The sequence below is a fragment of the Vibrio sp. 1580 genome, assembly GCF_033340055.1.
In genome coordinates this window covers 115,692-138,269 of sequence record NZ_JAWOVT010000001.1, presented here as the reverse complement: position 1 = coordinate 138,269, position 22,578 = coordinate 115,692, and the positions used below count along the sequence as shown (strand labels likewise).

Below are 22,578 nucleotides of genomic sequence, written 5' to 3'. Positions count from 1 at the left end.
GTCACAATGTCTGCAGGATTAGTACAAGCAGCTTACATTGTTGCTGCATTATTTTTCATCATGAGTTTGGCGGGGCTTTCAAAGCAAGAGTCTGCTCGTAATGGTAACTACTACGGTATCGCTGGTATGACGATCGCGCTAATAGCGACGATCTTTAGCCCAGATGCGCAAGGTTTTGGTTGGATCATTATCGCGATGGCGATAGGTGGTGCGATCGGTATTTTCTATGCGAAGAAAGTAGAAATGACCGAGATGCCAGAACTGGTTGCGATTCTACACAGCTTTGTAGGTTTAGCTGCGGTTTTAGTTGGCTACAACAGTTACCTAGATGCGCCAGAAGCAGCAACACATGCTGAGCATGTTATCCACCTTGTAGAAGTATTCTTGGGTGTGTTCATCGGTGCCGTAACTTTCACCGGTTCAATTGTCGCATTTGGTAAGCTGCGTGGTGTGATTTCTTCGTCGCCACTTAACCTGCCTCATAAGCACAAAATGAACCTCGCAGCGGTTGTTATTTCTACGCTTCTTATGATCTACTTCGTAAAAGCAGATGGCAGCATGTTCGCTCTTATTGTGATGACTTTGATCGCGTTCGCATTCGGCTACCATTTAGTCGCTTCAATCGGTGGTGCTGATATGCCAGTTGTTGTCTCTATGTTGAACTCATATTCAGGTTGGGCAGCAGCGGCAGCAGGTTTCATGCTAGCAAATGATCTATTGATTGTAACAGGTGCTTTGGTAGGTTCATCAGGTGCGATTCTTTCTTACATCATGTGTAAAGCAATGAACCGTTCGTTTATCAGTGTTATTGCCGGTGGTTTTGGTCAAGAGATAGTGATTTCAGGTGACGAAGAGCAGGGCGAATATCGTGAAACAACGGCTGAAGAAGTTGCAGAGATGTTGAAGAACTCAAAATCAGTAATCATCACTCCAGGATATGGCATGGCAGTAGCTCAGGCACAATACCCTGTTCATGAAATTACTGATGTACTTCGTTCACAAGGTATTGAAGTTCGCTTTGGGATTCACCCAGTAGCGGGTCGTCTACCGGGGCATATGAATGTGTTACTCGCTGAAGCAAAAGTACCGTATGATATCGTTCTTGAAATGGATGAAATCAATGATGACTTTGCAGAAACCGATACCGTATTGGTTATCGGTGCTAACGATACGGTCAACCCAGCCGCACTGGAAGATCCGAACAGCCCAATCGCTGGTATGCCCGTATTGGAGGTATGGAACGCGAAAAACGTAGTGGTATTCAAGCGCTCAATGAATACTGGTTACGCAGGAGTACAGAACCCACTGTTCTTCAAAGAAAATACATCAATGCTATTTGGTGATGCGAAAGAAAGTGTTGAGTCTATTTTTAAAGCACTTTAACCATTCTTGATTTAAAACTATACAGGGTCAGCAATCGCTGGCCCTTTTTTGTTCCGTTTCAATGTTATAGTAATGCAAATCCTTCTGTTAGCAGATGTCAATTGCTTGTAGATTGATGTATAGTTTTGGCTAATGTAACAAGTGACGGTAACAGTTTGATTAAAAAGTTTTTGCTCGGTTTTGCAACTGTATTGCCGCTTTTTTCGGCACCTGCATTTTCCGATTCACTACCAGAAAGAATAGATACGTTTACAGAGCTATTTAACTATGAAGTAGCTCTTAAGTCGTACGATATTCGTATTCTGCAATCAAATTATCCTACCAAGTTACTTGCGCCAGATTCGCTTCTGCCGCAAACGTCTGACTATCCGTTAAAAGATATCCAACAGCTTTACAGCTTGGCGAATACTTGTCGTGGCAAATTACCATTAAGTCCTTTAATTACTGAGCCTTTAGTATTTACAAGAGCGATTTGTAAAGGGACGCAGCTGACACCTCGTTGGTTCTCGCGTAGTGGTCTCATTCACCCTGGTGGTGGGACGTACGCGGCACGTTATGTGGATAAGTATCCAGAACTCAAACCCAAACTATCTCAGTACATGCATATAAAAGAGCGTGATGACGAGGAAGGGGATGAGTTGCTAGAAAGCTTGAAAAACATGGATGACGACGCCATTAATGCTTTGATTGCAGGCGCGAGCATGTTTATTGAAGGTAACGAACTTTGGCTAAGACGTGGTGACCGTTACTTTGTTTTCGAGAAAGATATCTGGCAAGAGAACGTAGCGAATGCGGGTCTGTCATACGCTCTAGCCTCTCAAAGCAAAAGTTGCTTTGTTAAACGAGGCAATATTTGTTGGGATGTAGAAGATCACTCGCAAGTTTTGCGGATCAGTATGATCATACTGGTAATCGCCAATATTCTTTTGGTGATTGGTTGGGCGGTATACCGTTGGAATAGCAAGCGAGAAGAACTACGTAGTAGAATGCTCGTGTTGCAAATTTTAACGCATGAGCTCAGAACACCGATTGCATCTCTATCATTAACGGTTGAGGGCTTTCGTCGAGAGTTCGAGCATTTGCCTGAAAGTGTGTATGACGAATTCCGCAGATTGTGTGAAGATACGCGCCGCCTGCGTCAATTGGCAGAAGCGAGTAAAGATTATTTGCAATCTGATAACCAAATGCTTGCAACAGACTGGGTACCATCCGTTGCAGATTGGTTAGAATTTAAGATCGAAGAAGAATTTGATAGTGCCGTGCTTTTTAACATCAATGAAGATGTGGCTGCTAAAGTTAATGTGTACTGGTTAGGAACTTGTATCGATAACTTGCTTCGTAATGCGCTTAAGTACGGTGTCGCACCGGTTGAATTGGATGTCTCAACTAGTGAAGAAAAAATAGTATTCCAAGTCCGAGATGCAGGAGGCCTAACGGCTAAAGATTGGGCAAATTTGAAGAAACCGTTCGTAAGTAAGAGCGGGTTAGGACTTGGATTAACAATCGTTGAATCTATGGTAGGCCGCATGGGCGGAAAAATGTCCTTAATGGGACCACCTACAACTTTTATATTGGAGATACCTTGTGAAACAGACACTGCTTCTCGTTGAGGACGATAAAAACTTGGCTGACGGCCTGTTAGTAAGCCTGGAACAAGCAGGATATGAGTGTTTACATGTGGAGCGTATTGCAGACGTAGAGCCACAATGGAAAAAAGCTGACTTGGTAATTCTCGATCGCCAACTCCCAGATGGTGACTCTGTACAATGTCTCCCAGAATGGAAACAGATTAAAGACGTACCAGTTATCTTGTTAACGGCACTTGTTACCGTAAAAGATAAAGTTGCAGGCCTTGATTCCGGCGCGAACGACTACTTAACAAAGCCTTTTGCTGAGGCGGAGCTTTTTGCGAGAATCCGTGCACAGCTACGAGCACCGGATTCAGCAGAACAAAGCAACGCTGATAAAGTGATTACAAAAGACTTAGAGATTGACCGCTCGACTCGTGAAGTGACTTATAAAGACGAGCTAATTACGCTTACTCGAACAGAGTTTGATTTGCTGCTATTTTTGGCGTCAAACTTAGGTCGCGTGTTTACTCGTGATGAGCTACTTGACCACGTTTGGGGTTACAATCACTTCCCGACAACACGTACGGTTGATACACATGTACTACAGCTTCGTCAAAAACTGCCAGGACTGGAAATTGAAACACTTCGTGGTGTTGGCTACAAGATGAAAGCATAAGTCGTAATGAAAATACTACTCCCTGTAGTTGTCTCATTAGCGTTAGTGAAACCAGTCCATGCGATGGACTGGTTTCAAACTAACACGCCTTTAACACAGGCACATCAACACTTACTTGAAGATGATCTTGCGGGTATGTTCAACTCTCTTGTTGAACTCTGGCAAACGGAACCAAGTAAAGATTTGACTCCTCACCTTAATGATCTTCTTGGTCAGTCACTATCTAAAAACTGTGGCAAGGCTCTCACTGGTGTAACGCTGCCTGATTGGATAAGTGGTGTGAACGTTATTCGTCAGACTATTCAAAGCCCTGGGCGAGATACATTTAGATTGGTAATCAAGCTAAGAGCTACAACTGACATCGAAAATATTTCATTTAATCGATGGGTGGATGATTCTATATCCGCGGACAGTTCATTCAGCTATGAACAACAGCCGAACGGGACAGAACTTGCCAACGAGCGTAGTTACTCGAAACGCTATAACTTAACCGGTAAGCTTGAAGCTGGTTTATATCACTTAACCGTTGTTTCTACTGATAAACAAGAGTATCGAACTTGGGTAATACTTGGAGATTCAAACTCTTCTCAATATGTTCGTTGGACATCTAAAGAGAATTGGAAAGTAGAAAAGAGCGCACTTCGTAATCCCCATTGTCCATTACCGCAACTTGAAGTCGGTTTGTATGACTACATTGATGGCCAGTACGAGCAAATGTGGAAAAAGACTTACGAGTCTAACTATCCAAATTCATTGGAGCTAGCGGGTGTCCCAAACGATAGATACGTATTGGCGGTAAGTATCAATAGTCGCCGTTGGCAGGGCGATATAATTGTTGAGCAGGCTCAAACTATTAGCCGAACCTATGATCTTTCCCAGGAAGAATAGTTAAAGAAATACTACTTGTGCCGATAAAGGTTCAGGACGAACTAAAATCACAAGTGTAGTATGAAAAACAAATATAAAATTCTTGCCACTTCTGTTGCTACTATTCTTTTCGCTAATGCTGCTTCTGCTGCTACTTATGCGATAGAGGCTCGTAGTGATGCAATGGGTGGCGTTGGTACCGTATCAGCAACTTATCTAACTGCGCCTTTTTTCAACCCCGCTCTTACTGCGATTTATCGCCGAAATGACGATGCAGGCATGATCGTGCCAAGTTTTGGTGGCAGCTACGATGATCAATATGATCTAGTTGATGAGATCGAACGCATCAGCAAATTGACAGACGTCGATGAAATCAAAAAATCGATGGATGCTATCGATGGGAAAAAGACAGACTTTGATCTTGGTGGTGTCGTTGCCATTGGTATCCCCAACAAATTCTTATCTGCAACTGCATACGGTAAGCTATACACTGAATCATTCGTACAACCAAATGTTGATACCTCAGGTACTAATCCATTAGATGATAGCTATGTACAAGGTGTTTCTATTGGCGTGGCTGAAGCTGGTATTTCACTTGCTAAATACACTAATTTCATGAACCAACACCTTTCTTTTGGTGTTACTCCTAAACTTCAGCGTATATACACATACTCATACGCCACGAGTTTTCAGAATTTTGATACTAAAGACTTACGTGAAAATGAGACCGCGGAAACGATGTTTAACTTAGACGCAGGCGCACTTTGGTTCTTTGGCCCATATCGTCTCGGTATTTCAGCGAAAAATTTGATCGGAAGAGACGTTAAAACAAAATCATTCCAATATGGCAGCGATACGATAAAATCATACGAATATAGCATGCGTCCTGTATACACCGTTGGGGCAGGGATTGTTGCCGATTACTTTACGATGAGTGTTGACTACGATCTTAACGAAGAAAAACGTTTTTCATCCTTTGATGATAATACGCAAATGATTCGAGCTGGTATTGAATTTGATATTTTGCGTCAAATGGCATTACGAGCAGGGTATATGAAGAACTTAGCTCGAAGTAATGACGAAGGAACCATTACTGCTGGTATCGGGTTGTCTCCACTTAAGTTGTTCGAATTGGATATCGCAGCTCAGTACACAAACGAGAACGCTATGGGTGCATCCATTAATTTCCTTGCTACCTATTAATTGAATCGTTATAGTCAGCTCCTCAAAATGAGGAGCTTTTTATGTTTGACGATTTACCCCCTCTATCTCACCAAGAACAACAACAAGCTGTAGAGAGAATTCAAGAATTGATGGCGAAGGGCACAAGTACTGCAGAAGCTATCAAAATTGTTGCCGAACGGATTCGTTCTGAGTACGCAGAAAAACAACAGCAACAAAACTAATCAATTCATGGACAGGGCATACGCCCTGTTTTTTTGCCTTTCTATTTTCTATTCCTTTACACTCCCCAACACCACCCTGGTTACGCTGTAACTAAAATTTACTATACCTCTATGATTGTAATCTTGTTCAATTACCTTTAAGACTAAATTGTGAGTTGGTAAAATTTTACCTCATCATATTAACCTTGGCTTACACAGTGCAGGTAGTTAGGCATTTTTTAAAGAACTTATAAATTAAACTCTATTATATCAATTGCTTACCTCGGTCTTTTAATCTGCCAACCATATTGGTCGCGATTGATCTTGTAATTTAATTACAAAGCCCAAGAGAGCTTCGCTCTCAGACAGAAGATTATGCTAAAAAAAGAAAAAAGAGACACCGTAACTTATAACGATAATTAAACTAGAGTTATTAAATAAGCGATATAAGAACAGTAAGCACTCGCAGACATATGTAATAGATGAATCGAAATTCATCATATTGAGCTGCTTTTTTAGCCGAAATACGTCTCCTGGATTTGAGCGGAGCGTTACATATTGAATATGCTTAATCTAAAGTAGTTTTACTAAACTAGGCGACGTTGAAGTGGTTAATATGAATCCTCAAGAGTAGTAGAAATCAAGAGCAGTAACGCGCATTACAACGTAACGTTTCCTGGCATCCTTCCTGTTAAATAGTCCGATAATTAGAGAAGAAATTGGAAAAACATCGTTGATCTTTGGATGAGAGGAAGCAAGAAGGTTGTAATGAAAACTATTTGCCTGTTTTACACTAAACTCCTTTAACTATCATGTAGCAGTAGTTTTGATGTTGTGTTCGCTCTATGTGGACTAGACTTAATATGAGAACAAAAACTAACCTAGGGAGGAATGATGGGTTATAAGCACGTTTTGGTTGCTGTCGACTTATCTCAATCTAGCCAAGCCGTTATCGAAAAAGCAATAATGCAAGCAGATAACTCAAGCAGCAAACTCTCATTTGTTTACGTAGATGTTGATCGCATAGTCATGGAAGCGAAGGAAGAGCAAGAATTGGAAAGAAGGCTGCAAGAGCTCGCTGATAAATGCTTATATCCAGTAAACGAGACCATGGTAGTAATCGGCGATCTTCATATAAAACTATCGGGAATCGTCAAAAAAGAGGGGATAGACTTAGTTGTCTGTGGTCATCATCACAACTTATTGAGTCGCTTTTTTTCATCGATACCAAAGGTTGTGAACGAGGTTGAAGCTGATTTATTAATCGTCTATTTAGACGAGTGATCGACAACTCTTGTTCGCACTCATCATTTTTTGTCACTAACAAGCCGAACGTTTATGTTCGGCTTGGTGTATCGGTGATAATAAAAGTTTTTAGCCAGGAATGATTGATGCCTCATGAGATAAAACAGATGCAGACTCCGCGTTTGACTGCAGATCAAAATGTACGTTAACTTGCACGCCTTCTCGCTCAAAAGTGACATCATCAAAATCGGTCATAGCGATTTTGAATCCATTTCTAGCAAAAAAGCCAGTCACCATAGTTCGCTGCTTAATTTCTAATGCAGACGCGAGTAGCTTATCCATGGCATTCTCCTTGGTTATTGTGGGGATATGGGTAGAAGATACACATAGATTGGTATGAAATCAATTTTATATAAAGTTGCTTTTGATGAAAATTTTAATGTAAGTCAATCTATCGTTTACCCCACGTGATTTATTCCACGCAAAACCTTGATAACAAGACGGCAGAGCATCTCACATTGTGATAGCAAGCATAAAGATGGGGGTGTTAATAAATACCGCTGAAACAATATGTTACAAAGATTAGCGTTAGGCCTAGTTGAGTAGACAACGCAAAATTCTAAATCTGAACAACCGCCCTAAAATGACTCACTCTTCAATACTTGTGATAACTCAGACCTAATAAAAGTAGATATCTCAGCTAGCTTTCTTGGCAAAGGGTTTTGATAAGGGTAGGCAATATACATGGAACGTTCTATATCAAAAGTTTGCGATATTCGGATGTTTTTGTCTATATAGTTACTTTTAATAAGATAGTTTGGAATGACACCAACCCCAACTCCCTCAGAAACAAAGTTTATTAAAATAGAGGTGTTATCAACTTCGATAACATCAGTATATTGATTTTTAATTGATTCCTTATTCGAATGATGTTTGTAGATTAATAGTGTTTTGTTGTTGGCATTACTTACCCTAGATATCAAAACATCACTATAATCACCAATTTTATGTGCAATAAGAGTGTCATCAATAACATTATTAAGCCTAATCGCTAAATCTACATTGCTTTCTAATAAATTTTCTACATTGTTACTTGACGATATTTCAAAATCAACTTTTGGATATCGTTCTTGTAAGTCTTTAAGAACAGAACCAAAAATAGAAGAGGCTATAGAGTTGGGCATTGTGATTTTAAACTTTCCATCAATGCATTCACTCAACGAGCTAGCTCTGTAATTTAACTCGTGCAAACTCTCTAACGTCTTGATAGCAAGCTCTCTAATGCTTTCGCCATGATCAGTTAAAACGAGTTTCCTTGTTGTCCTGTGGACGAGTGTTACACCAAGTTGTTTTTCTAATGCTGCTAGCTGCCTGCTGACTTGAGCTTTAGACTTTTCAAGTTCTTTTGATGCCTCTGTAAGAGAGAGGTGTTTACAAATGGCTGCAAAGCAGATCAGCTCATTGTTCATCAATTCCATGATTGTTACCTTTTTGCAACTCTGAGTCACGTTGTCTTTTAACTGGTGGGAAAGTATAACTTGCATCATCGGAGGGGGACAATGATATTTAAAAGCCGCCATGAAATAATGGCAGACTACTATCTTAATAAAACTATATTGGATATTAAGTTAAACCGATATCCTGAAGAAATTAACTCAATCGGATTAAATATAGAAAATAAAGAATTTGTCTCGTGAAATTACTAAGTTGGATTCGGGTGATTTAATTGTTGATTGTGCATCATTGATAATGACTCATTACATATCGGAAAAAGTAATAATAAAAGTTGAAATTGATTTTTTAAATTATAAAGTTAAAAGTGTGAGGATATTTAAATATGAAGACTGCAATACAAAATTCGAAAAGATCTGTTTATCAGAAAGATACATTGTATAGAATAATAAATAATATTAGTACTTTGTATACCAAATCACTAGTAAAATTATTTGGTGAAGAGCTGAGAATCCATCATTGCAAACATAAGATTAATGTAAGAACCACTAACGAGTTGAGTGAACATATGAAGAAAGATCTAGGTATAGATTGAAAAGTAGAGAGTTTACATCTAATAGATTCCTTGTTCCTATAAAGATAATCTAGTACTTACACGTTTGGGTTAAGCAAATGCGTGTCCATGTTGACTCATGTTGATTGAGCAAGATGCAGAACCAACGTGTACAGTGTTGAACGTAACCCAAGATACAATGAAGGAACTTAATCAGCCACACGGTTTTAAAGTTGATGACTGGTTATTATAAAGTTGTCGCTGTGATGAAATCGAAGTTCACGGTCCATACAAGACAGCTGATGAGGCTTGCAAAGCAGCAACAGCCAAATACGGTGTAACTAAACTGACTTCACCAATGCTAATCTTCTAACTCTTAAGTTCGTATTATGTATAAGCTGGTAAATGAGAGGTTAGGCTGGCGCCCCTGCTTGTAAGGCATTGATTAGGCGGGGGTTTATAGACTTATCTTCGAGTAAACCGTATACCACATCTTGATCATCCAACCCCAATAAATCGGCGATTTTAAAGGCAATTTCCCAATCAAGAACACTGCGACCATTGCGGTAATTGCTAATTCTACTTGTGCCAACGTCCAAAACTTTAGCTAACTGATAGTCAGAGGTAAGCTCTAACTGGGTTTTCAGTCTATCTAAAAGCACATTTGTGTAATTAGTCATGTTCCCGCATCCTTTCGCAATATTGTTAAATTTTAGTGGATAGTCTGGTTTCTTTCACTACCGCAAGCCACTTGCGTGCTTAAAAAGATTTCCTTAACGTTATTTTTGAGACAGGAAATCAATAGCTTGCGGAGGCTACAACATGGAACGTATCGTTACCGACCCAATTCACTTACCTTGCCCAGATATGGCAGGGTGTACCAATCCTGACCCAGCAAAAACAGCAAACTCACTTCTTAAGATTGCACAATTACGCGAAAAGTTCGCTGAACAATTCCCAAAGAAGAAACAAACCTACATTCCTACACGTTTTCGTCAGGGGGTTGTAGCATGAATTTGAGTATCTGGAAAACGCGCCGCAATCAGCGCCAACTTGTTGCATCTCAATGCAACGGAACTCATATTTACTTCGACAGTTTTGAGCTTGAAGCCGTTGAAGCCTCTCTTTGGCTTTATCAAGGCATGACGCTTGTTGCTTGCATTAAAGCGAAAGACGCCACGCTCGCTGATATTACTAACGCCGCTCATCGTATGGCGACACTTGGTGCGCAAAACAACGGCGAACCACTACACGAAATCCGCAAGCAAGATGAAGCGCCCCAAGTGGGCGCGGATTCTTCACCTGTGGGAGCGTGACCATGAAGCATCTTTATGACGTCCAACCGCCGCGTGAGTTTACCCAACTTTTAAGCCCGCATGATGTGGGCTTTATTACGGCGTTAGCGCAAGACGTTACCGTTACCGAGAAAAACATTGCCGCTGTCGAAAGCGGTTTTTTTAGTGCTCCAAACCGTGATTGGATGGAAAGTGAACTGCAAAAGTTCAAATCGTTTGACCAAATCCACCATTTACGCACCTTAAAAAGTGCTGAACTTGGGCGCGAAGCGCTGGACGAAGTCCAGAAAAGACTAGGCTCGTCAAAGGGCGCAAAAGTCGGACACGGAAAACGCAAGCAGATAGACCGCTTGATGACACGCTCTCGACGTCTGCCGCCGCGCCATAAAACGAAATCGTTTTGTGGCGACAACGTGACCGATGAATATCGGGCACGCTCACAAGCGCAAACAGGTTGGATTCGTAACGAAAACAACCGCCTCGAATGGCAACCGATTGGCACTAGCCGAGCGTATTTGATGTCCCGTGGTTGGGCGCAACAGATGAAAATGCAGGTGAAATACCACCCAAGCCCGTCCGAAGCACCCGCGCCGCAAAGTGGTGAGCGTTTCACTGACAAGCTAAACCCACGCGCTGTAAAGAAAATCTTTGAATCGGGCGCTTATGTCGCCGCGTGTCACGGTGGATTCAGCACGTTTCTCACCCTGACTTTTACTCAAAAGCAACGCGACCGCATTTTTGGTGGCGAAGCGGTCACGGATGAGGGGCTGCCATATTGCCCAATCCAAACCACGATTGGTGCCGAGGTATCCCGTTTTCTAAATGGCCTCAAGAAAATGTACCAACGCGGGTTTGAATATTCCGCAAGCGAGGCGGGGTCACTTGGGTTAGACGGTGACAAAGTCAAAGTGAATGGCCGAATTGGCCGCCCGCTTAAAGCTGCTTGGAAAGATGACGACGGCATCAAGCACGTTAAAGAAATTCATGGACCAACCGCCAACCCGTTTGATTTTCATTACATTTGGGTCGCGGAATCTCCGGCTAATGAAGATGGCGAGCCTAACCCTCATGTGCATGTGCTGCTGAACTGGCGAGTGGAACGGCACCACTTTGCAGGATGGGCGAACCGCATCGAGCAGCTTTGGGGCAATGGCATGGCACATCTGGAGAAAATCAAATTCAGCGAAGCGGCAGCGGGCTATCTCATCAAAGCCGTGGGTTATGCGGCCAAGGGCGATAACGCCGACCAAGGGCTGATAAAAGGCAACCGCTACAACATCGCACGCTGTAGCCGTGCCCCTGATTGGGATGTGTTGGCATCGTTCGAAGTGGACAACATGACGGGCATCATCAAAGAGTGCGGTTACATGTTGGAACAATGGCGCAAGCCAATGCAGCGAGAAATCCGACGCAAAGAAACCAAAAAGCAAGACGCGATTCGCGCTATCGACATCAACCGCAAACAAGGCAATCACGGTGCCGTGCAAAAGCTTAACCATCTGATTAAGAAGTTAGACCACGAAGCACGCCAGATTCGCAACCAAATCAAGAGCCGCGGCACATTCGCCAGTAGCTTAAACCAATTTTCTATCGTGTTTGAGGGCGAAAAATCGAAACACAGGGCGGGGGCGTTTTTGTATTGGGCGCGCGGAGCGCGTGGTTGGTCGATGAAGTGTACCGCCGAGCGTGATGGTAATGATTTGACGTTAACTCGTGACGACGCCACCGACCTTTACAAAGAACAGTTTGAACGATTTCAACTACGACAAGCCGACTGGAAAAATCAGTTAGCACAAGAGCGGCCGCCAGAGCCGGACATCAACATAATCAAGAGCAATGACATGGCGATTTACCATGATTATTGCCACTACGTTCATTAGCCCGTTTGGGCATTGCTTGCGACAACGATTTCAGCAACTAGGTAAGGACAACCCAATGAGCAACATCGACAAAATCACCCAAGAAATGGAAGCCGAAGTAAAGCGCAGCAAAGGCGGCGTGTTTTGGCGTCTCATGTTGGTCTGGATGAAGGAAGTCAATAAACAGATTCAGAACAAACCGAACACCGATGAAGAACTAGCCGAGGCTTAAACAATGGAAATGCTATCTCTCAAAGAATGTCAGCAAGCAATGGCCGCGCTCGATGCGGCCGACAAACTCAACGCCAGTGTGGAAAAGGAGTTGAGCCAGTTCAAAAACATGGACACCAACGCGATTATCAAACGTGCAAGCAAGATGCTCATGACGGGTAATTTCTCGCTTGAAGCGTTCGGGTTAAATCCGACGCTGTTCGACCAAATCGAGCAGCTTACCAAGCTCAATAACAAGGTGCGTGAAAAATATCGTGGTTGTGTAAAAGGCAACATGCAGCAATTGGAAACAGTCGAGGCGGCCGCCGATGAGTAAACATCCCAACCCAATTCGCGGGCACGTATCGTGCCCCGTTTGCCAAAGTCCCTCAACCGTGCATCGCGTCGGTGAGGGCAAGCTCATTGCTGAGGGCGAGCCAACCAAAAACGGGCGCAACTTAGGATTGCTTTATTATAAGTGTCCGAGCTGTGGCAACAGCCCAATGAGCAAGAGCATTAACGCTTTTGTAGAAACCAACATGGTTGACTCGGTTGAACAGCTAGAAGTGAGTGACACCGTCACAATTGAGGCCGAATCGCCAACGGTTGAACCAGTACCCGAAACCGTTGCAAGCACTGATATGCCTAGCATTACGGCTGATGAACCAGTGGAAGCGCCAAGCGTTGAAAGCGAGCAAGTAACCGAACCGGAGCCCGCACCAACGCCCGTTAAAAAGCCGCCATTTCCGGTTAAAAAAGTCTTAGCGGGGATAGCCTTTGTCGCCTTGCTGATTTGGGCAATTCGTCAACTGATGCCAACCAAGAAACCAACCGAACCAGACACCGAACAGGGAGAGCCAATCAATGCAGGATGAAATTGAAAACCAACCAGAACTGGACGATTGGGGCGACTTTTCGGCGGTTATCAGTGGACTGGAGCAAACCGAAGTCAGCGAACTAACCGACTTACCAACCGAAGCCGCCAACGACGACAACCACCAACCCGCGGGTGAAATGTTCGAGGGCGCGTTGTCGGTACTGTTCACCATTGCCGAACAAGCCACGTCGATTATTTCCGGTGTCGATTTTGAGTTTGACGAAAAAGGCAAAGCGGCGGTGATTGATGCGGCGTTGCCTGTGTTGGAAAAGCACAGTGACAGCGTGTCGTCGATGTTTGGGGATTACATGCAAGAAGCCGTTTTAGGCTTGGCCGTGCTGTCTCTGGTCTACAGTGCCAAGAAAACCATGGCGTATCAAAAAGAGCTATTAGCGATAGAGGAGGAAAAACAGCGTGAGCAAAAAGAAAAAGACGCCGCTTAAATTCCCCAATCCGGTCAACTCCAACCCGTCACACGATGCCGAGCATGTCATCTATGTGGCGGGCACGGGCGGGGGTAAAACCTCCGCCGTTAAGCACTTGGGGTTAGTGCCCAAAGCCGCGCAAGCGGTTTTTTTTGACCCTTACCGCAACTACGCGGGGGCGAAATTTCGCGGCCAACAATGCCTTGAAACCAACTCGCGAGTGGCGTTTGTCAAAGCGTTGGTGATGGCACGTAAACGCGGCAAGTCGTTCAAGTTAGCGTACATCCCCAAAGATGGGGCTTGCTCGGAAGAATTGGAGTTCTTCAGTGCGGCGGTGTGGGCGGTGGGTAATGGCGACGCCAAACAACTGCATGTGATCATCGAAGAGCTTGCAAGCTGCGTGGAAACGTCCGGCAAACTCAAAGGCAAAGCGGGCGAATTATGGCGCGGTGGGCGTCAATATGGGCTTGTGCTGCATTCGATTTTCCAACGTGGGCAGGAAGTGCCCAAGACCGTCACCGAGCAATCGCCTGTTTGGTGGATTGGTGCGGTGAATTCGATGGCCGATGCGCGATGGCTCGCCGATAAAAAAGGCTTGTGCGTCGATACCTTGGCGGGCTTGAAGTCAGCCAAAAACAACAAAGCCGCGATTGGCAAGCCGATTGCCGAATATTTATTGGTTCGGGATGGTATCGGCAATGTGGAAAAGTCCTCATTTAACTGCCTGACGGGCACCATTCACCGTTAATTTCAACGCTCATTCAACCTATAGGTTAATCACTTAACCTATAGGTTGCGCCCGCTTTCGCTTCCTCTCAAATCCCTGTTTCATGAAATCACTTTTTAACCGTGTACAACCGAAAGGGACAACATGAAACAGCAACACAAAAACCTATTGATGGCACTGATTATCACGTTAATCGTGATTGCCGCTATCAACAACATCAGCGTGCTGAACCCAGTGCGTGAAACTCTTAACGGCGAAAATGGGTGGTTCTAATGGAAGCACTAAAACAACCTTTTAACCCGCGTCCACGTGAGCTTGACCCTGTTGAGGGTGTGAACTGGGGCAACCAAGCCACACTGCGCTTGGTATCGGGTCCAACTTACCAAAACATTGAACTGGTGACGGACATTCTCGATGCGGCAGACATTGAGCGCATCACAGTGAAAGTGAACGGCCGTGAAATCGTCAACGTGACGGGTCAAGACCTGTTCGATTTGCAAGAGCACAAGAAAGAATACGTGCAAGCGGGTCGCTACGTGTTGAACTTCTCGGATTTGTCGATGCGTACCAAACTGGGTATCCGTACAGGTGAGCTTGTGACGCTGCAAGGCGAAATCTGGTTCATGTACATCCAGCTAAAAGCCAAAGCGGGTGCCGCGGCACCAATGATTCGCGCTCGTGCTCATACCACGGCGGCGCAAAGCCAACGTATCTACATGCCGCGCATCTATTCCCAAACATGGTACGCCGCATCAAGTGGTCGCACACCGTTTGACTTTGCCGAGCGTAGCGCGGCGCTGTCTATCAAGCGTTTGCACCTCAAAGACAACACGATTGAACGCGTTCGCGTCCTGCGTGATGAACGTGAAGAGCTCAACGTCAACAAGGCCGATAACGCCTACGACTTAGCCGCGGCAGGTCGTGAGCAGAATGCGGGCTTCTTCTCGATGGACTTCACGCGTTGCGGTTTTGGTAGCGAAGCACGTTTACCAACGGCGGCCATGAAACAACTAGCGTTTGAAGTGGAAAAAACGGCGGCGGGTAGTATTCCGGTGCTGATTGAAGCCATCGAACAAGTGGCGGTGCCTACCGCGCAGTAAGGGGGCGTTATGGCGCAAGAGCAAAGCATGTGGGGTTCCATTTGGGATGGCGTCTTAGAAACGGGCGGCGAGCTGATGACCGACGTCACCGACTTGGGAAAAGACTGGCTCGGCGTGAAGATTGAGAACGAAGCTCAACGCGTCGAGTCCAGCAATCCAGATGAACAGCGAAAGCACAATAACGACTACCAACAACCCACGGGTGAGCCTGTGTACACCTCCGCGTTTGCGGGGGTGACCACCACGCACCTGATGATGGGAATGCTGTTCGTACTGTTGTTATTGGCGATGTTCTACGTCGCTAAGGGGAAGAAGTAATGCCGTTTATTCCATACCTGATTGCAGGTGCGGTGGGCGTATGGGCGGGCATCAAAGTCTCGGGCGGGTTTGACCGCATCGGATGGGTGCTCGGTCTGCTTCTGGTGTGTTATGTCCTGTACAAGAAAGGATTCAAATTATGATTGGTGGGCTTTTAGGCAATTCCGGCTCGATGCCAATTAGCGCCAACGGTGGTCCCGCGGTCAGCGGTGCCGATGGTGAATCAAGTGGCAGCCTCTCGGTAGGCAATATCAACATGGGCGGCGGCAATTCCACCACGTTGATGATTCTTGTAGTGATTGTGATTGCGGCGGTGTTGCTATGGAAAAAGAAGTAATTGAAGTCGTGACGCAATCGAAACGTGCGCTTGGTGAACTCAAGCCCGCGTTTCGCGCTTGCCCTGATGCGTACGTTGAATTGTGCAAAGCGGTCAAGGATGGCCGCGTGAGTCTGTATCGCCTAATCAGCAATGAAAATGATCTCATCATTGCGGGTGAGCGTGATGGGGATAACTACTTTTTGTGGGGCGTCGCGGGTCGCGGTCTGCGTTCGGGCATCAAACAACTGGTTAATGTCGTCAAAGCCGCGGGGATGCAATCGTTATCTGCGGATACGGCGTTTCAAGGCGTCGCCCGCTTGGTGCGCTCAATTGGCGTCACCGCCAAGCAAGACGGTGACTTTATTCGTTTGGATTTGGGAGTGCAGTAGATGGGTAGTTCTAAATCAAAATCGAGTAATACCAGTAACACCACTAACGTCAGCGGTCAGAATGCCATTAGTGGCGATAACCTCGGTGTGGCGATTTCGGGGGTGAACAACTCGACCATCAACACCACCATGACCGACCACGGCGCAGTGAATGCCGCCATGGAGCTTGGCGAAAAGGCGTTTGATGAAGCCTTTGCGTTTGGCGGCGAAATGCTCAACAGCAATGAGCGCATTTCACTTGAAGCGATGGACACCACGCACGACATTGCCGAAACCGCCATTGATGAAGTGGCCGATTTTGCGGGCGATTCCTTGGCAACGTACGCCTCAACCAACAGTGAAAACCTCGATATGTTGGCGGGACTGGCGGGCAATCAAGCGGCGCAGAACTCGAAGAACCTGCAAGCCATGATGGACTTGGCGAAATTCAAACAGGACGGCGGGCAAGTCGAAACAAGCAAGATGATGGTCGTTCTCGCGATTGTGCTTGTGTTGGTGCTTGGCTACGTAATGGTGAAAAAACGATGAACACGCAACTACTAGCGGGTCAAGCCATCCCGCTGACGCCTGATGGCAATTGGCTGTATCTGAAATCGGCGCAAGCTGAGATTGAAGTCTATCGCGAATCGTCTGGTGAACGCGTCACGCTTGGCAAGTCGTCGGTGTTTAACGTGGGCGAGGGTAAACACCTTGGGCGTTTGCTTATCTCAAGCCGCACCGATAACCAGATTGAAATCCAGTTTGGTTTTGGGATGTTCACGCCGCCCGTTGAGGGTCAAAGCGTGGTCGTGCAAGCACTGCCGAATGTGGTGATTGAGCGCATGCCAGGGGTGACGGTGGAACACTTACCCGCGGTAGAAATCGCGCCCAATCAACAACTGGCGGTGAATCAACTGCCTGCTGTGAAAATCGCAGCGAATCAACAGCTCGGCGTCACGACGTTACCGCCTGTTGAGTTCAAAGCGCCGCAACCCGTGACGGTTCAATCGTTGCCATCGGTGGAAGTGTCTGCACTGCCCGCGGTCACGCTCGAAGCAACGCAAGTGGTCAACGTCGATGCGCAAGTCAGTCGCAACCTCATCACCGAAGCGGTGAGCGTGTTCCCGCACAACATTGCGCAAAACGCCACGCGTAACGCCATCACGATTAAGGCAGCGAAAGCCAACACCGCCTCGGTGTTCATTGATGCGTTTGAACTGGAAGCGGGCGAGCGCATCACCATTGAAAGCACGGCCGACATGACCTTAACGGGCGCGGAGGGTGACAGCGTCACACTGTTGGAGGTGTAACCATGCCGTTGTTTATCTTAATTATTTTTGTTTTTGGAATTGGAGCGTTCACCATGACGACATCAACCACATCAAGCGTTCGCGGGATTCGCATTAATAACCCGCTTAACATTCGCATTGCACCAAATGCATGGCAAGGCAAGGTGACGCCGTCACGTGACAAAGCCTTTGAAACCTTTCAAGCGCCCGAATGGGGCTTTCGTGCGGGCGCCATTTTGCTGCGTAACTATCAGCGCCGTCATGAGCTGCACACTTTAACGGAAATCATTCACCGCTTTGCACCACCAAACGAAAACCACACGGCCAACTATGCACGCTTTGTCGCGGGGCGCGTTGGTGTGGGTATGGATGAGCGTATTGATTTGGTGAACAACAAGCCGTTATTGGTCGAAGTGCTTCACGCGATGAGCATCATGGAAGTGGGTCGCCACTACAGCAAAGACACGGTGTTGAAAGGCGTCAATCTGGTTTAGGGAGAAACACAACATGTTTGAACGTTCAACATTAAAAGGCTTAACACTGCTTGGTTCGGTTATCGCGGCGGCGACGGGCTACGGCCATTTATTCAGCGTGGAGCTGACTGACACGGGCGTGAATTTTGGCGGCGCGGTTGGCTTAGCCATTCCCGCTGTGATTGGTGCGTATGAGTCGCTGCCGGACAAGTGGAAACCAAGCAAAAAAGTAGGGGACTTGGATGGAAAACGCCCTTATTAACGCCTTATCGGGTCTGGGGTTTTCGTCCGAGTCGCTGGTCATGTTTGTGCTTATCGGCATGAATCTGAAGTACCAAATCGCCATCAATAAACAGCTTACCCAAGGGCTGCAAGATGTACGCGAAAGCGTGTTGGTGCTCACGGCCAAACAGACAGATTAAAGAGTATTTATCATGACAGATTCAGTTAAACCGCTTCCAACGGGAAGCACGGATAAAAAAGTCGAGCACATTGCCGACTACCTAGAGCGCGCAATGGCAGAAGTGGCGCTTGCTGGCAATGCGCCTGACAACCTATTGCGAAACCCAAGCTTTGCGGAGTATTACAGCGCAACGCTTTCGAATGATATTTTGTATGGGCATGCGGTAGACAAAGCCAAGTCTTTTAACTTCATGAAAGGCATTGCAAAACCCATTTGTCCATCGTGGAGCATTGAGGTTCAACACGGCGGCAGTATCAGCTATTGCAAAGTGAAATCCGGCCGATATAGCAAAGCCGACCTGCACCAAAACAAGGATGGTAATGCCGTTATGTTTGGTGGTCTTGGCATGACGGGTAACGGTGCCAATGCGGTGTTGTTCCAAGAGTTTGATACACCAACGTTGATTGAAGATGGCGAGCAAAACTATTACGCCTACGTGCGTTGTTGTCAGGCAGGTGGCCCGCAAAAGATTCGCTTTGGTATTTGCGATTTGGACGGAGACGGCAACGCAACCAGTATCCGAGCGTCACGCACCATTGAACTTCCGGCGGGTTTGTACGACGTAAAAGAGTTCTGGCTTGAAATCCCAAGTCTGGCCGAAGGTGGCGCGACCATTAACTATCGTAAACGTGCGTTTTTCATCGAAAGCGCCGCGCGGGGTGTGTTGTCCGTGGAGGGTGCAGGGGTGTACTACGGTAAAGCCGGACAAGTGCCAAAACTCAATTACACCAATCAAGGCATCGGGAAAGAGTTCATTATCACCAAGAAGTTCTCAAAAGCAGACCCAACCTTTTTCCTACCTTGCGTTGAGGGCTGTTACCCAATTGATAAACACCTGTCGTTTATCATCATGGGCAACCAAGGCTTTGAGTTTGAATTCCAAGCGCGGGACACCGATTTCAGCTTGGGCGATGATGGCACCGTCACGATGTCGAACATTGGCATGGTGAGCTCAACGGCAAACGCGCAGGTTCGCGGCTTCTTTAGCCAAAACCTATACATGAACTTTTTCGATGTCGCGCCGCCGCTAGTGTAAGCGATGAAAGCTAAGGCTTAAACCTTGCGAACTGGTTCGAAGCGTTACTAATGACGATTTACACAGCGAGTAGGGAGCCGATACTTTTGGCGGGTCGATTGACCTCGACAGGCTTCAAACGAATGCCACCAAAGCAGAAGCCTAAAAAAGCCGAACCCTTAGCGATGGGGTTCGGCTTTTTTGTTGTTACTATATGATTATTGGGCATATACTCACTGCTTACGTCTTAAATCATGGAGAACTCAGATGGAAGCAGAGCTCGTTAGTCTTGGAGCAAACGTTGCCTTAAAAGAAATGATTACTCATTTTACCAAGAAGCTTCTAGCAGGCAATTGGACAAAAGATCTTGAAGAAGGTAGGACAATACTCCAACAACTTTCACAAGATGGAGCCGCAGGAAGGTATGTGGAAAAGTATGTATCCAAGCACCTTAAAATGAGGACACTACATAGCGCTGAATCTGATGTTTATATTGATGAAGTTTATACGCCGCTGACATTAGAGGTAACTTCGAATAAAGATAGATTAAAGGTTAAAGACGGATTTACACTAGAGTTCAGTAGAATTATCAACATAATAGGTATTGCTGGTCAAGGTAAAAGCACCATCCTTAGGAAGTTATTCTTAGAAGAAATAAAAAAGCAAAACAAGTTTCCTTTTTTTATTGAACTAAGGAGAGTTGATGAAAGTGGAATAATTGAATACCTGAAAGAGAGCCTTAAAGATATTGGACTTAAGGTGGATGAGGGTTCTGTTGAAATTTTGCTTCAATCAAATAATATTATTCTTCTTTTGGATGGGTTTGATGAAATAGCCAATAATAACAGAAGGCGAATGTTGAATGAAATAAATTCAATAAAGAGTAGATATAATTGTAGTGTTATAGTAACCAGCCGTCCTGACACTGAAGTGTGCCATGAAACAAATATCACAAACTTGAAGGTTGAAAGGTTAGGTTTGTATGAAATTACAGAAATATTAAGAAAACTAGACAAGAATAATGAATGTCCAGAACTGGTAGAGTTGATAAATAACAACATCAACTTGCAATTAACTTTGGTTAGTCCAATTCTTGTTAATTTATTATATGTTTGTTATCCATATTTGGATGTAGTGCCTGAAAATGTAGTGGATTTCTACAATAAGTTATTTCTTACATTATATAGTAGGCACGATAAGATTAAGAACTTTAATCGAGAAAAGTATTCTAACATTTCAGCACCAGTAGCTAATAACATCTTTGACGCACTGTGTTTTAATAGCCTAAGCAAGAATAAATTAGAGTTTGACGACAGCAGTTTGGTGGAAAATCTAGAATTCTCCTTAAAGTATAACGACATAGACAACTCAGAATTGGAAAATATTAAGCAAGATATTATAAATATCACCTGTTTAATTCAAAAAGATGGTTATGACCGTTACGTTTTTTTACATAAATCCGTCCAGGAATTTCATGCTGCTAAATTTATTAGCAAATTAAGGCATGAGCATAAAAAGTTGTTCTACAAGAAAATCTCAGACTTAATTGAGAAAGAAGACAAATTTGATAATGTGATTTACTTTTTGAGAGAAATTGATAAAAATGATTTCGAGTTATTACTTTTAATTGAACACTTTAAAAAATATGAAATTGACAAGCTAGAAGGGATTGATAATAACAGGGTGCTTGCTAAATTTGTTGATTCGGTTTTTGAAAATAAACAAATAGGTGTAAAGGTAAATAAAGGAGAGGATATAGGTTATCAAATTAGTTTTTCAAGTCTTACTCACAATAATGTTATTGTATCTATGGCAGTGCTATCAAATAAGCCCAGAAATGAAGACAGCCAATTAGAAGCTAAACTTTTTAACGCTTGTCGAATGATAAACCATACTTGTAAAATGGATGAATCATTTACTGGACTACCGTTATCTTTCGTCAAAGAAATTGCAATATCCTCTAAAGAGATAAATAGTAAGAATACTGAAAAAAGTAGTAGAGGCGAGTTATTATCTGAAAAGGATAGAGATTTATTAACCTTAGATGGAACACTTTATAGACTTCCGATGAAGGAAACGTTTATATATCTTGGTGTGTATGATGACTTAGTTGAAGAGATAGAGCGTCATGTAATGGACTTCTATAAAGATGTTTACAAGCCCATTGCAATGCGTTCAGATGAGGTTTCTGAAATTCTTAATTTAGACTTTGACCTATAGTTTGTATTAAGTCTTTGACCTTGTTTTGGATGGTATCCATTTGGCGGCTTTCATTCGACGGCCGCCACGAAACGGTAAGACGTTTTCTTTAGCAGGATAAACCTTGGGACACTCAAAGTGTCCGTACATTTCCACAAACTGACGGTGTTCGTCACGCCAGAATACAAAGCTTTCCAATTCTTTAGGACTGAACTCACGACCAGATGGTGTGATTAACACAGCACGCTGCTCGCAAACTCGAAAACCAGACCAACGAACATCATTAGGCAAATAGCCAAGTGATTTGATAAGTAGAAGTTTTTCCGCCATCGGATTAACCGGAACAGTGCCATCGAGCCAACGGGTAATCGTCGGTTTAGATACATGAAAATATTCAGCGCCTTGCTTGATAGAGGTAAACTCACGCCAAAAGAGTGTGCGGAATGATTCGTGAAACATGACAACGCTCGCATATTGAATAACTGACTAAAAATATTTTTCTTGTTGTT

The 22,578-nt window shown here is 44.5% G+C and carries 32 protein-coding genes; 28 read left to right on the top strand and 4 right to left on the bottom strand.

The window, feature by feature from the left end:
* Positions 1-6 precede the first annotated feature (6 nt).
* From pntB to R7093_RS00640, 7 genes are all read left to right on the top strand, one after another.
* Positions 7-1,383: a Re/Si-specific NAD(P)(+) transhydrogenase subunit beta gene (gene pntB / locus R7093_RS00670; RefSeq protein ID WP_005376248.1), complete on the top strand. Its 1,377-nt coding sequence runs from the start codon at positions 7-9 to the stop codon at positions 1,381-1,383.
* 155 nt (positions 1,384-1,538) lie between these two features.
* Positions 1,539-2,993, top strand: coding sequence for a sensor histidine kinase VxrA (vxrA, locus tag R7093_RS00665; RefSeq protein WP_053308075.1), 1,455 nt, complete (start codon positions 1,539-1,541; stop codon positions 2,991-2,993).
* The gene (gene vxrB / locus R7093_RS00660) at positions 2,968-3,630 is read left to right on the top strand and encodes a response regulator transcription factor VxrB (RefSeq protein ID WP_005376251.1); all 663 of its coding nucleotides are present in this window, start codon (positions 2,968-2,970) and stop codon (positions 3,628-3,630) included. Before vxrA ends, vxrB begins: the two co-directional genes overlap by 26 nt.
* 6 nt (positions 3,631-3,636) lie before the next feature.
* Entirely contained in the window at positions 3,637-4,518 is an 882-nt protein-coding gene (locus R7093_RS00655) for a DUF2861 family protein (RefSeq protein WP_005388048.1), read from the top strand.
* Between the two features lie 60 nt (positions 4,519-4,578).
* Positions 4,579-5,700 (top strand): conjugal transfer protein TraF, encoded by a 1,122-nt coding sequence (locus R7093_RS00650; protein WP_005388052.1) that lies wholly within the window; start codon positions 4,579-4,581, stop codon positions 5,698-5,700.
* Between the two features lie 41 nt (positions 5,701-5,741).
* On the top strand, positions 5,742-5,903 hold the full coding sequence (locus R7093_RS00645; RefSeq protein ID WP_005376257.1) for a YoaH family protein: 162 nt from the start codon (positions 5,742-5,744) through the stop codon (positions 5,901-5,903).
* A gap of 873 nt (positions 5,904-6,776) precedes the next feature.
* On the top strand, positions 6,777-7,166 hold the full coding sequence (locus R7093_RS00640) for a universal stress protein (protein WP_017634770.1): 390 nt from the start codon (positions 6,777-6,779) through the stop codon (positions 7,164-7,166).
* Positions 7,167-7,256: 90 nt separating this feature from the next.
* Here R7093_RS00640 and R7093_RS00635 read toward each other — a convergent pair whose 3' ends face one another.
* The 3 genes from R7093_RS00635 to R7093_RS00625 form a co-directional block, all read right to left on the bottom strand.
* Positions 7,257-7,469: a hypothetical protein gene (locus R7093_RS00635; protein WP_005376260.1), complete on the bottom strand. Its 213-nt coding sequence runs from the start codon at positions 7,467-7,469 to the stop codon at positions 7,257-7,259.
* Positions 7,470-7,765: 296 nt separating this feature from the next.
* Positions 7,766-8,605 carry a LysR family transcriptional regulator gene (locus R7093_RS00630; protein WP_318146460.1) on the bottom strand — a complete coding sequence of 280 codons (840 nt, stop codon included), beginning with the start codon at positions 8,603-8,605 and terminating at the stop codon, positions 7,766-7,768.
* 940 nt (positions 8,606-9,545) lie between these two features.
* Positions 9,546-9,812: a helix-turn-helix domain-containing protein gene (locus R7093_RS00625; RefSeq protein WP_005388732.1), complete on the bottom strand. Its 267-nt coding sequence runs from the start codon at positions 9,810-9,812 to the stop codon at positions 9,546-9,548.
* A 142-nt stretch (positions 9,813-9,954) separates the two neighbouring features.
* On the opposite strand from R7093_RS00625, the gene R7093_RS00620 reads away from it, so the two are divergent.
* The 21 genes from R7093_RS00620 to R7093_RS00520 all read left to right on the top strand — a co-directional run bounded on the left by R7093_RS00620 (position 9,955) and on the right by R7093_RS00520 (position 22,090).
* A complete protein-coding gene (locus tag R7093_RS00620; protein WP_005457445.1) occupies positions 9,955-10,146 on the top strand; it encodes a hypothetical protein in 192 nt (63 codons plus the stop codon).
* A complete protein-coding gene (locus R7093_RS00615) occupies positions 10,143-10,448 on the top strand; it encodes a hypothetical protein (RefSeq protein WP_256953008.1) in 306 nt (101 codons plus the stop codon). Before R7093_RS00620 ends, R7093_RS00615 begins: the two co-directional genes overlap by 4 nt.
* Before the next feature lie 2 nt (positions 10,449-10,450).
* Positions 10,451-12,307, top strand: a complete 1,857-nt coding sequence (locus tag R7093_RS00610) for a hypothetical protein (RefSeq protein ID WP_318146459.1) — start codon at positions 10,451-10,453, stop codon at positions 12,305-12,307.
* Positions 12,282-12,518 (top strand): hypothetical protein, encoded by a 237-nt coding sequence (locus R7093_RS00605; protein ID WP_162564178.1) that lies wholly within the window; start codon positions 12,282-12,284, stop codon positions 12,516-12,518. The genes R7093_RS00610 and R7093_RS00605 overlap by 26 nt, the downstream gene beginning before the upstream one ends.
* Before the next feature lie 3 nt (positions 12,519-12,521).
* The gene (locus R7093_RS00600) at positions 12,522-12,833 is read left to right on the top strand and encodes a hypothetical protein (protein ID WP_005457413.1); all 312 of its coding nucleotides are present in this window, start codon (positions 12,522-12,524) and stop codon (positions 12,831-12,833) included.
* Positions 12,826-13,371 (top strand): hypothetical protein, encoded by a 546-nt coding sequence (locus tag R7093_RS00595; protein WP_318146458.1) that lies wholly within the window; start codon positions 12,826-12,828, stop codon positions 13,369-13,371. Before R7093_RS00600 ends, R7093_RS00595 begins: the two co-directional genes overlap by 8 nt.
* Positions 13,361-13,816, top strand: coding sequence for a hypothetical protein (locus R7093_RS00590; RefSeq protein WP_140094434.1), 456 nt, complete (start codon positions 13,361-13,363; stop codon positions 13,814-13,816). Before R7093_RS00595 ends, R7093_RS00590 begins: the two co-directional genes overlap by 11 nt.
* Positions 13,788-14,546 (top strand): hypothetical protein, encoded by a 759-nt coding sequence (locus tag R7093_RS00585; RefSeq protein ID WP_104971702.1) that lies wholly within the window; start codon positions 13,788-13,790, stop codon positions 14,544-14,546. The genes R7093_RS00590 and R7093_RS00585 overlap by 29 nt, the downstream gene beginning before the upstream one ends.
* A 123-nt stretch (positions 14,547-14,669) precedes the next feature.
* Complete coding sequence (locus R7093_RS00580; RefSeq protein WP_005457441.1) at positions 14,670-14,798, top strand: hypothetical protein; 129 nt, start codon at positions 14,670-14,672, stop codon at positions 14,796-14,798.
* A complete protein-coding gene (locus R7093_RS00575) occupies positions 14,798-15,625 on the top strand; it encodes a major capsid protein P2 (RefSeq protein WP_205461039.1) in 828 nt (275 codons plus the stop codon). The genes R7093_RS00580 and R7093_RS00575 overlap by 1 nt, the downstream gene beginning before the upstream one ends.
* A gap of 9 nt (positions 15,626-15,634) precedes the next feature.
* Positions 15,635-15,943, top strand: a complete 309-nt coding sequence (locus tag R7093_RS00570) for a hypothetical protein (protein WP_025627790.1) — start codon at positions 15,635-15,637, stop codon at positions 15,941-15,943.
* Positions 15,943-16,086: a hypothetical protein gene (locus tag R7093_RS00565; RefSeq protein WP_017636141.1), complete on the top strand. Its 144-nt coding sequence runs from the start codon at positions 15,943-15,945 to the stop codon at positions 16,084-16,086. The genes R7093_RS00570 and R7093_RS00565 overlap by 1 nt, the downstream gene beginning before the upstream one ends.
* The gene (locus tag R7093_RS00560; RefSeq protein ID WP_005457419.1) at positions 16,083-16,280 is read left to right on the top strand and encodes a hypothetical protein; all 198 of its coding nucleotides are present in this window, start codon (positions 16,083-16,085) and stop codon (positions 16,278-16,280) included. The genes R7093_RS00565 and R7093_RS00560 overlap by 4 nt, the downstream gene beginning before the upstream one ends.
* The gene (locus R7093_RS00555; RefSeq protein ID WP_031380915.1) at positions 16,265-16,651 is read left to right on the top strand and encodes a hypothetical protein; all 387 of its coding nucleotides are present in this window, start codon (positions 16,265-16,267) and stop codon (positions 16,649-16,651) included. Before R7093_RS00560 ends, R7093_RS00555 begins: the two co-directional genes overlap by 16 nt.
* Positions 16,652-17,179 carry a hypothetical protein gene (locus R7093_RS00550; protein ID WP_017636139.1) on the top strand — a complete coding sequence of 176 codons (528 nt, stop codon included), beginning with the start codon at positions 16,652-16,654 and terminating at the stop codon, positions 17,177-17,179.
* On the top strand, positions 17,176-17,940 hold the full coding sequence (locus tag R7093_RS00545) for a hypothetical protein (RefSeq protein ID WP_318146457.1): 765 nt from the start codon (positions 17,176-17,178) through the stop codon (positions 17,938-17,940). Before R7093_RS00550 ends, R7093_RS00545 begins: the two co-directional genes overlap by 4 nt.
* A 2-nt stretch (positions 17,941-17,942) precedes the next feature.
* Complete coding sequence (locus tag R7093_RS00540) at positions 17,943-18,413, top strand: structural protein (protein WP_318146456.1); 471 nt, start codon at positions 17,943-17,945, stop codon at positions 18,411-18,413.
* 13 nt (positions 18,414-18,426) lie between these two features.
* Positions 18,427-18,654, top strand: a complete 228-nt coding sequence (locus tag R7093_RS00535) for a hypothetical protein (protein WP_318146455.1) — start codon at positions 18,427-18,429, stop codon at positions 18,652-18,654.
* Positions 18,635-18,814, top strand: a complete 180-nt coding sequence (locus R7093_RS00530; protein WP_017636135.1) for a hypothetical protein — start codon at positions 18,635-18,637, stop codon at positions 18,812-18,814. Before R7093_RS00535 ends, R7093_RS00530 begins: the two co-directional genes overlap by 20 nt.
* Positions 18,815-18,826: 12 nt before the next feature.
* Entirely contained in the window at positions 18,827-19,891 is a 1,065-nt protein-coding gene (locus R7093_RS00525) for a hypothetical protein (protein WP_213906441.1), read from the top strand.
* Positions 19,892-20,137: 246 nt separating this feature from the next.
* The gene (locus R7093_RS00520) at positions 20,138-22,090 is read left to right on the top strand and encodes an NACHT domain-containing protein (protein ID WP_318146454.1); all 1,953 of its coding nucleotides are present in this window, start codon (positions 20,138-20,140) and stop codon (positions 22,088-22,090) included.
* 6 nt (positions 22,091-22,096) lie between these two features.
* Here R7093_RS00520 and R7093_RS00515 read toward each other — a convergent pair whose 3' ends face one another.
* Positions 22,097-22,528, bottom strand: coding sequence for a phage protein (locus R7093_RS00515; RefSeq protein WP_318146453.1), 432 nt, complete (start codon positions 22,526-22,528; stop codon positions 22,097-22,099).
* Positions 22,529-22,578 lie beyond the last annotated feature (50 nt).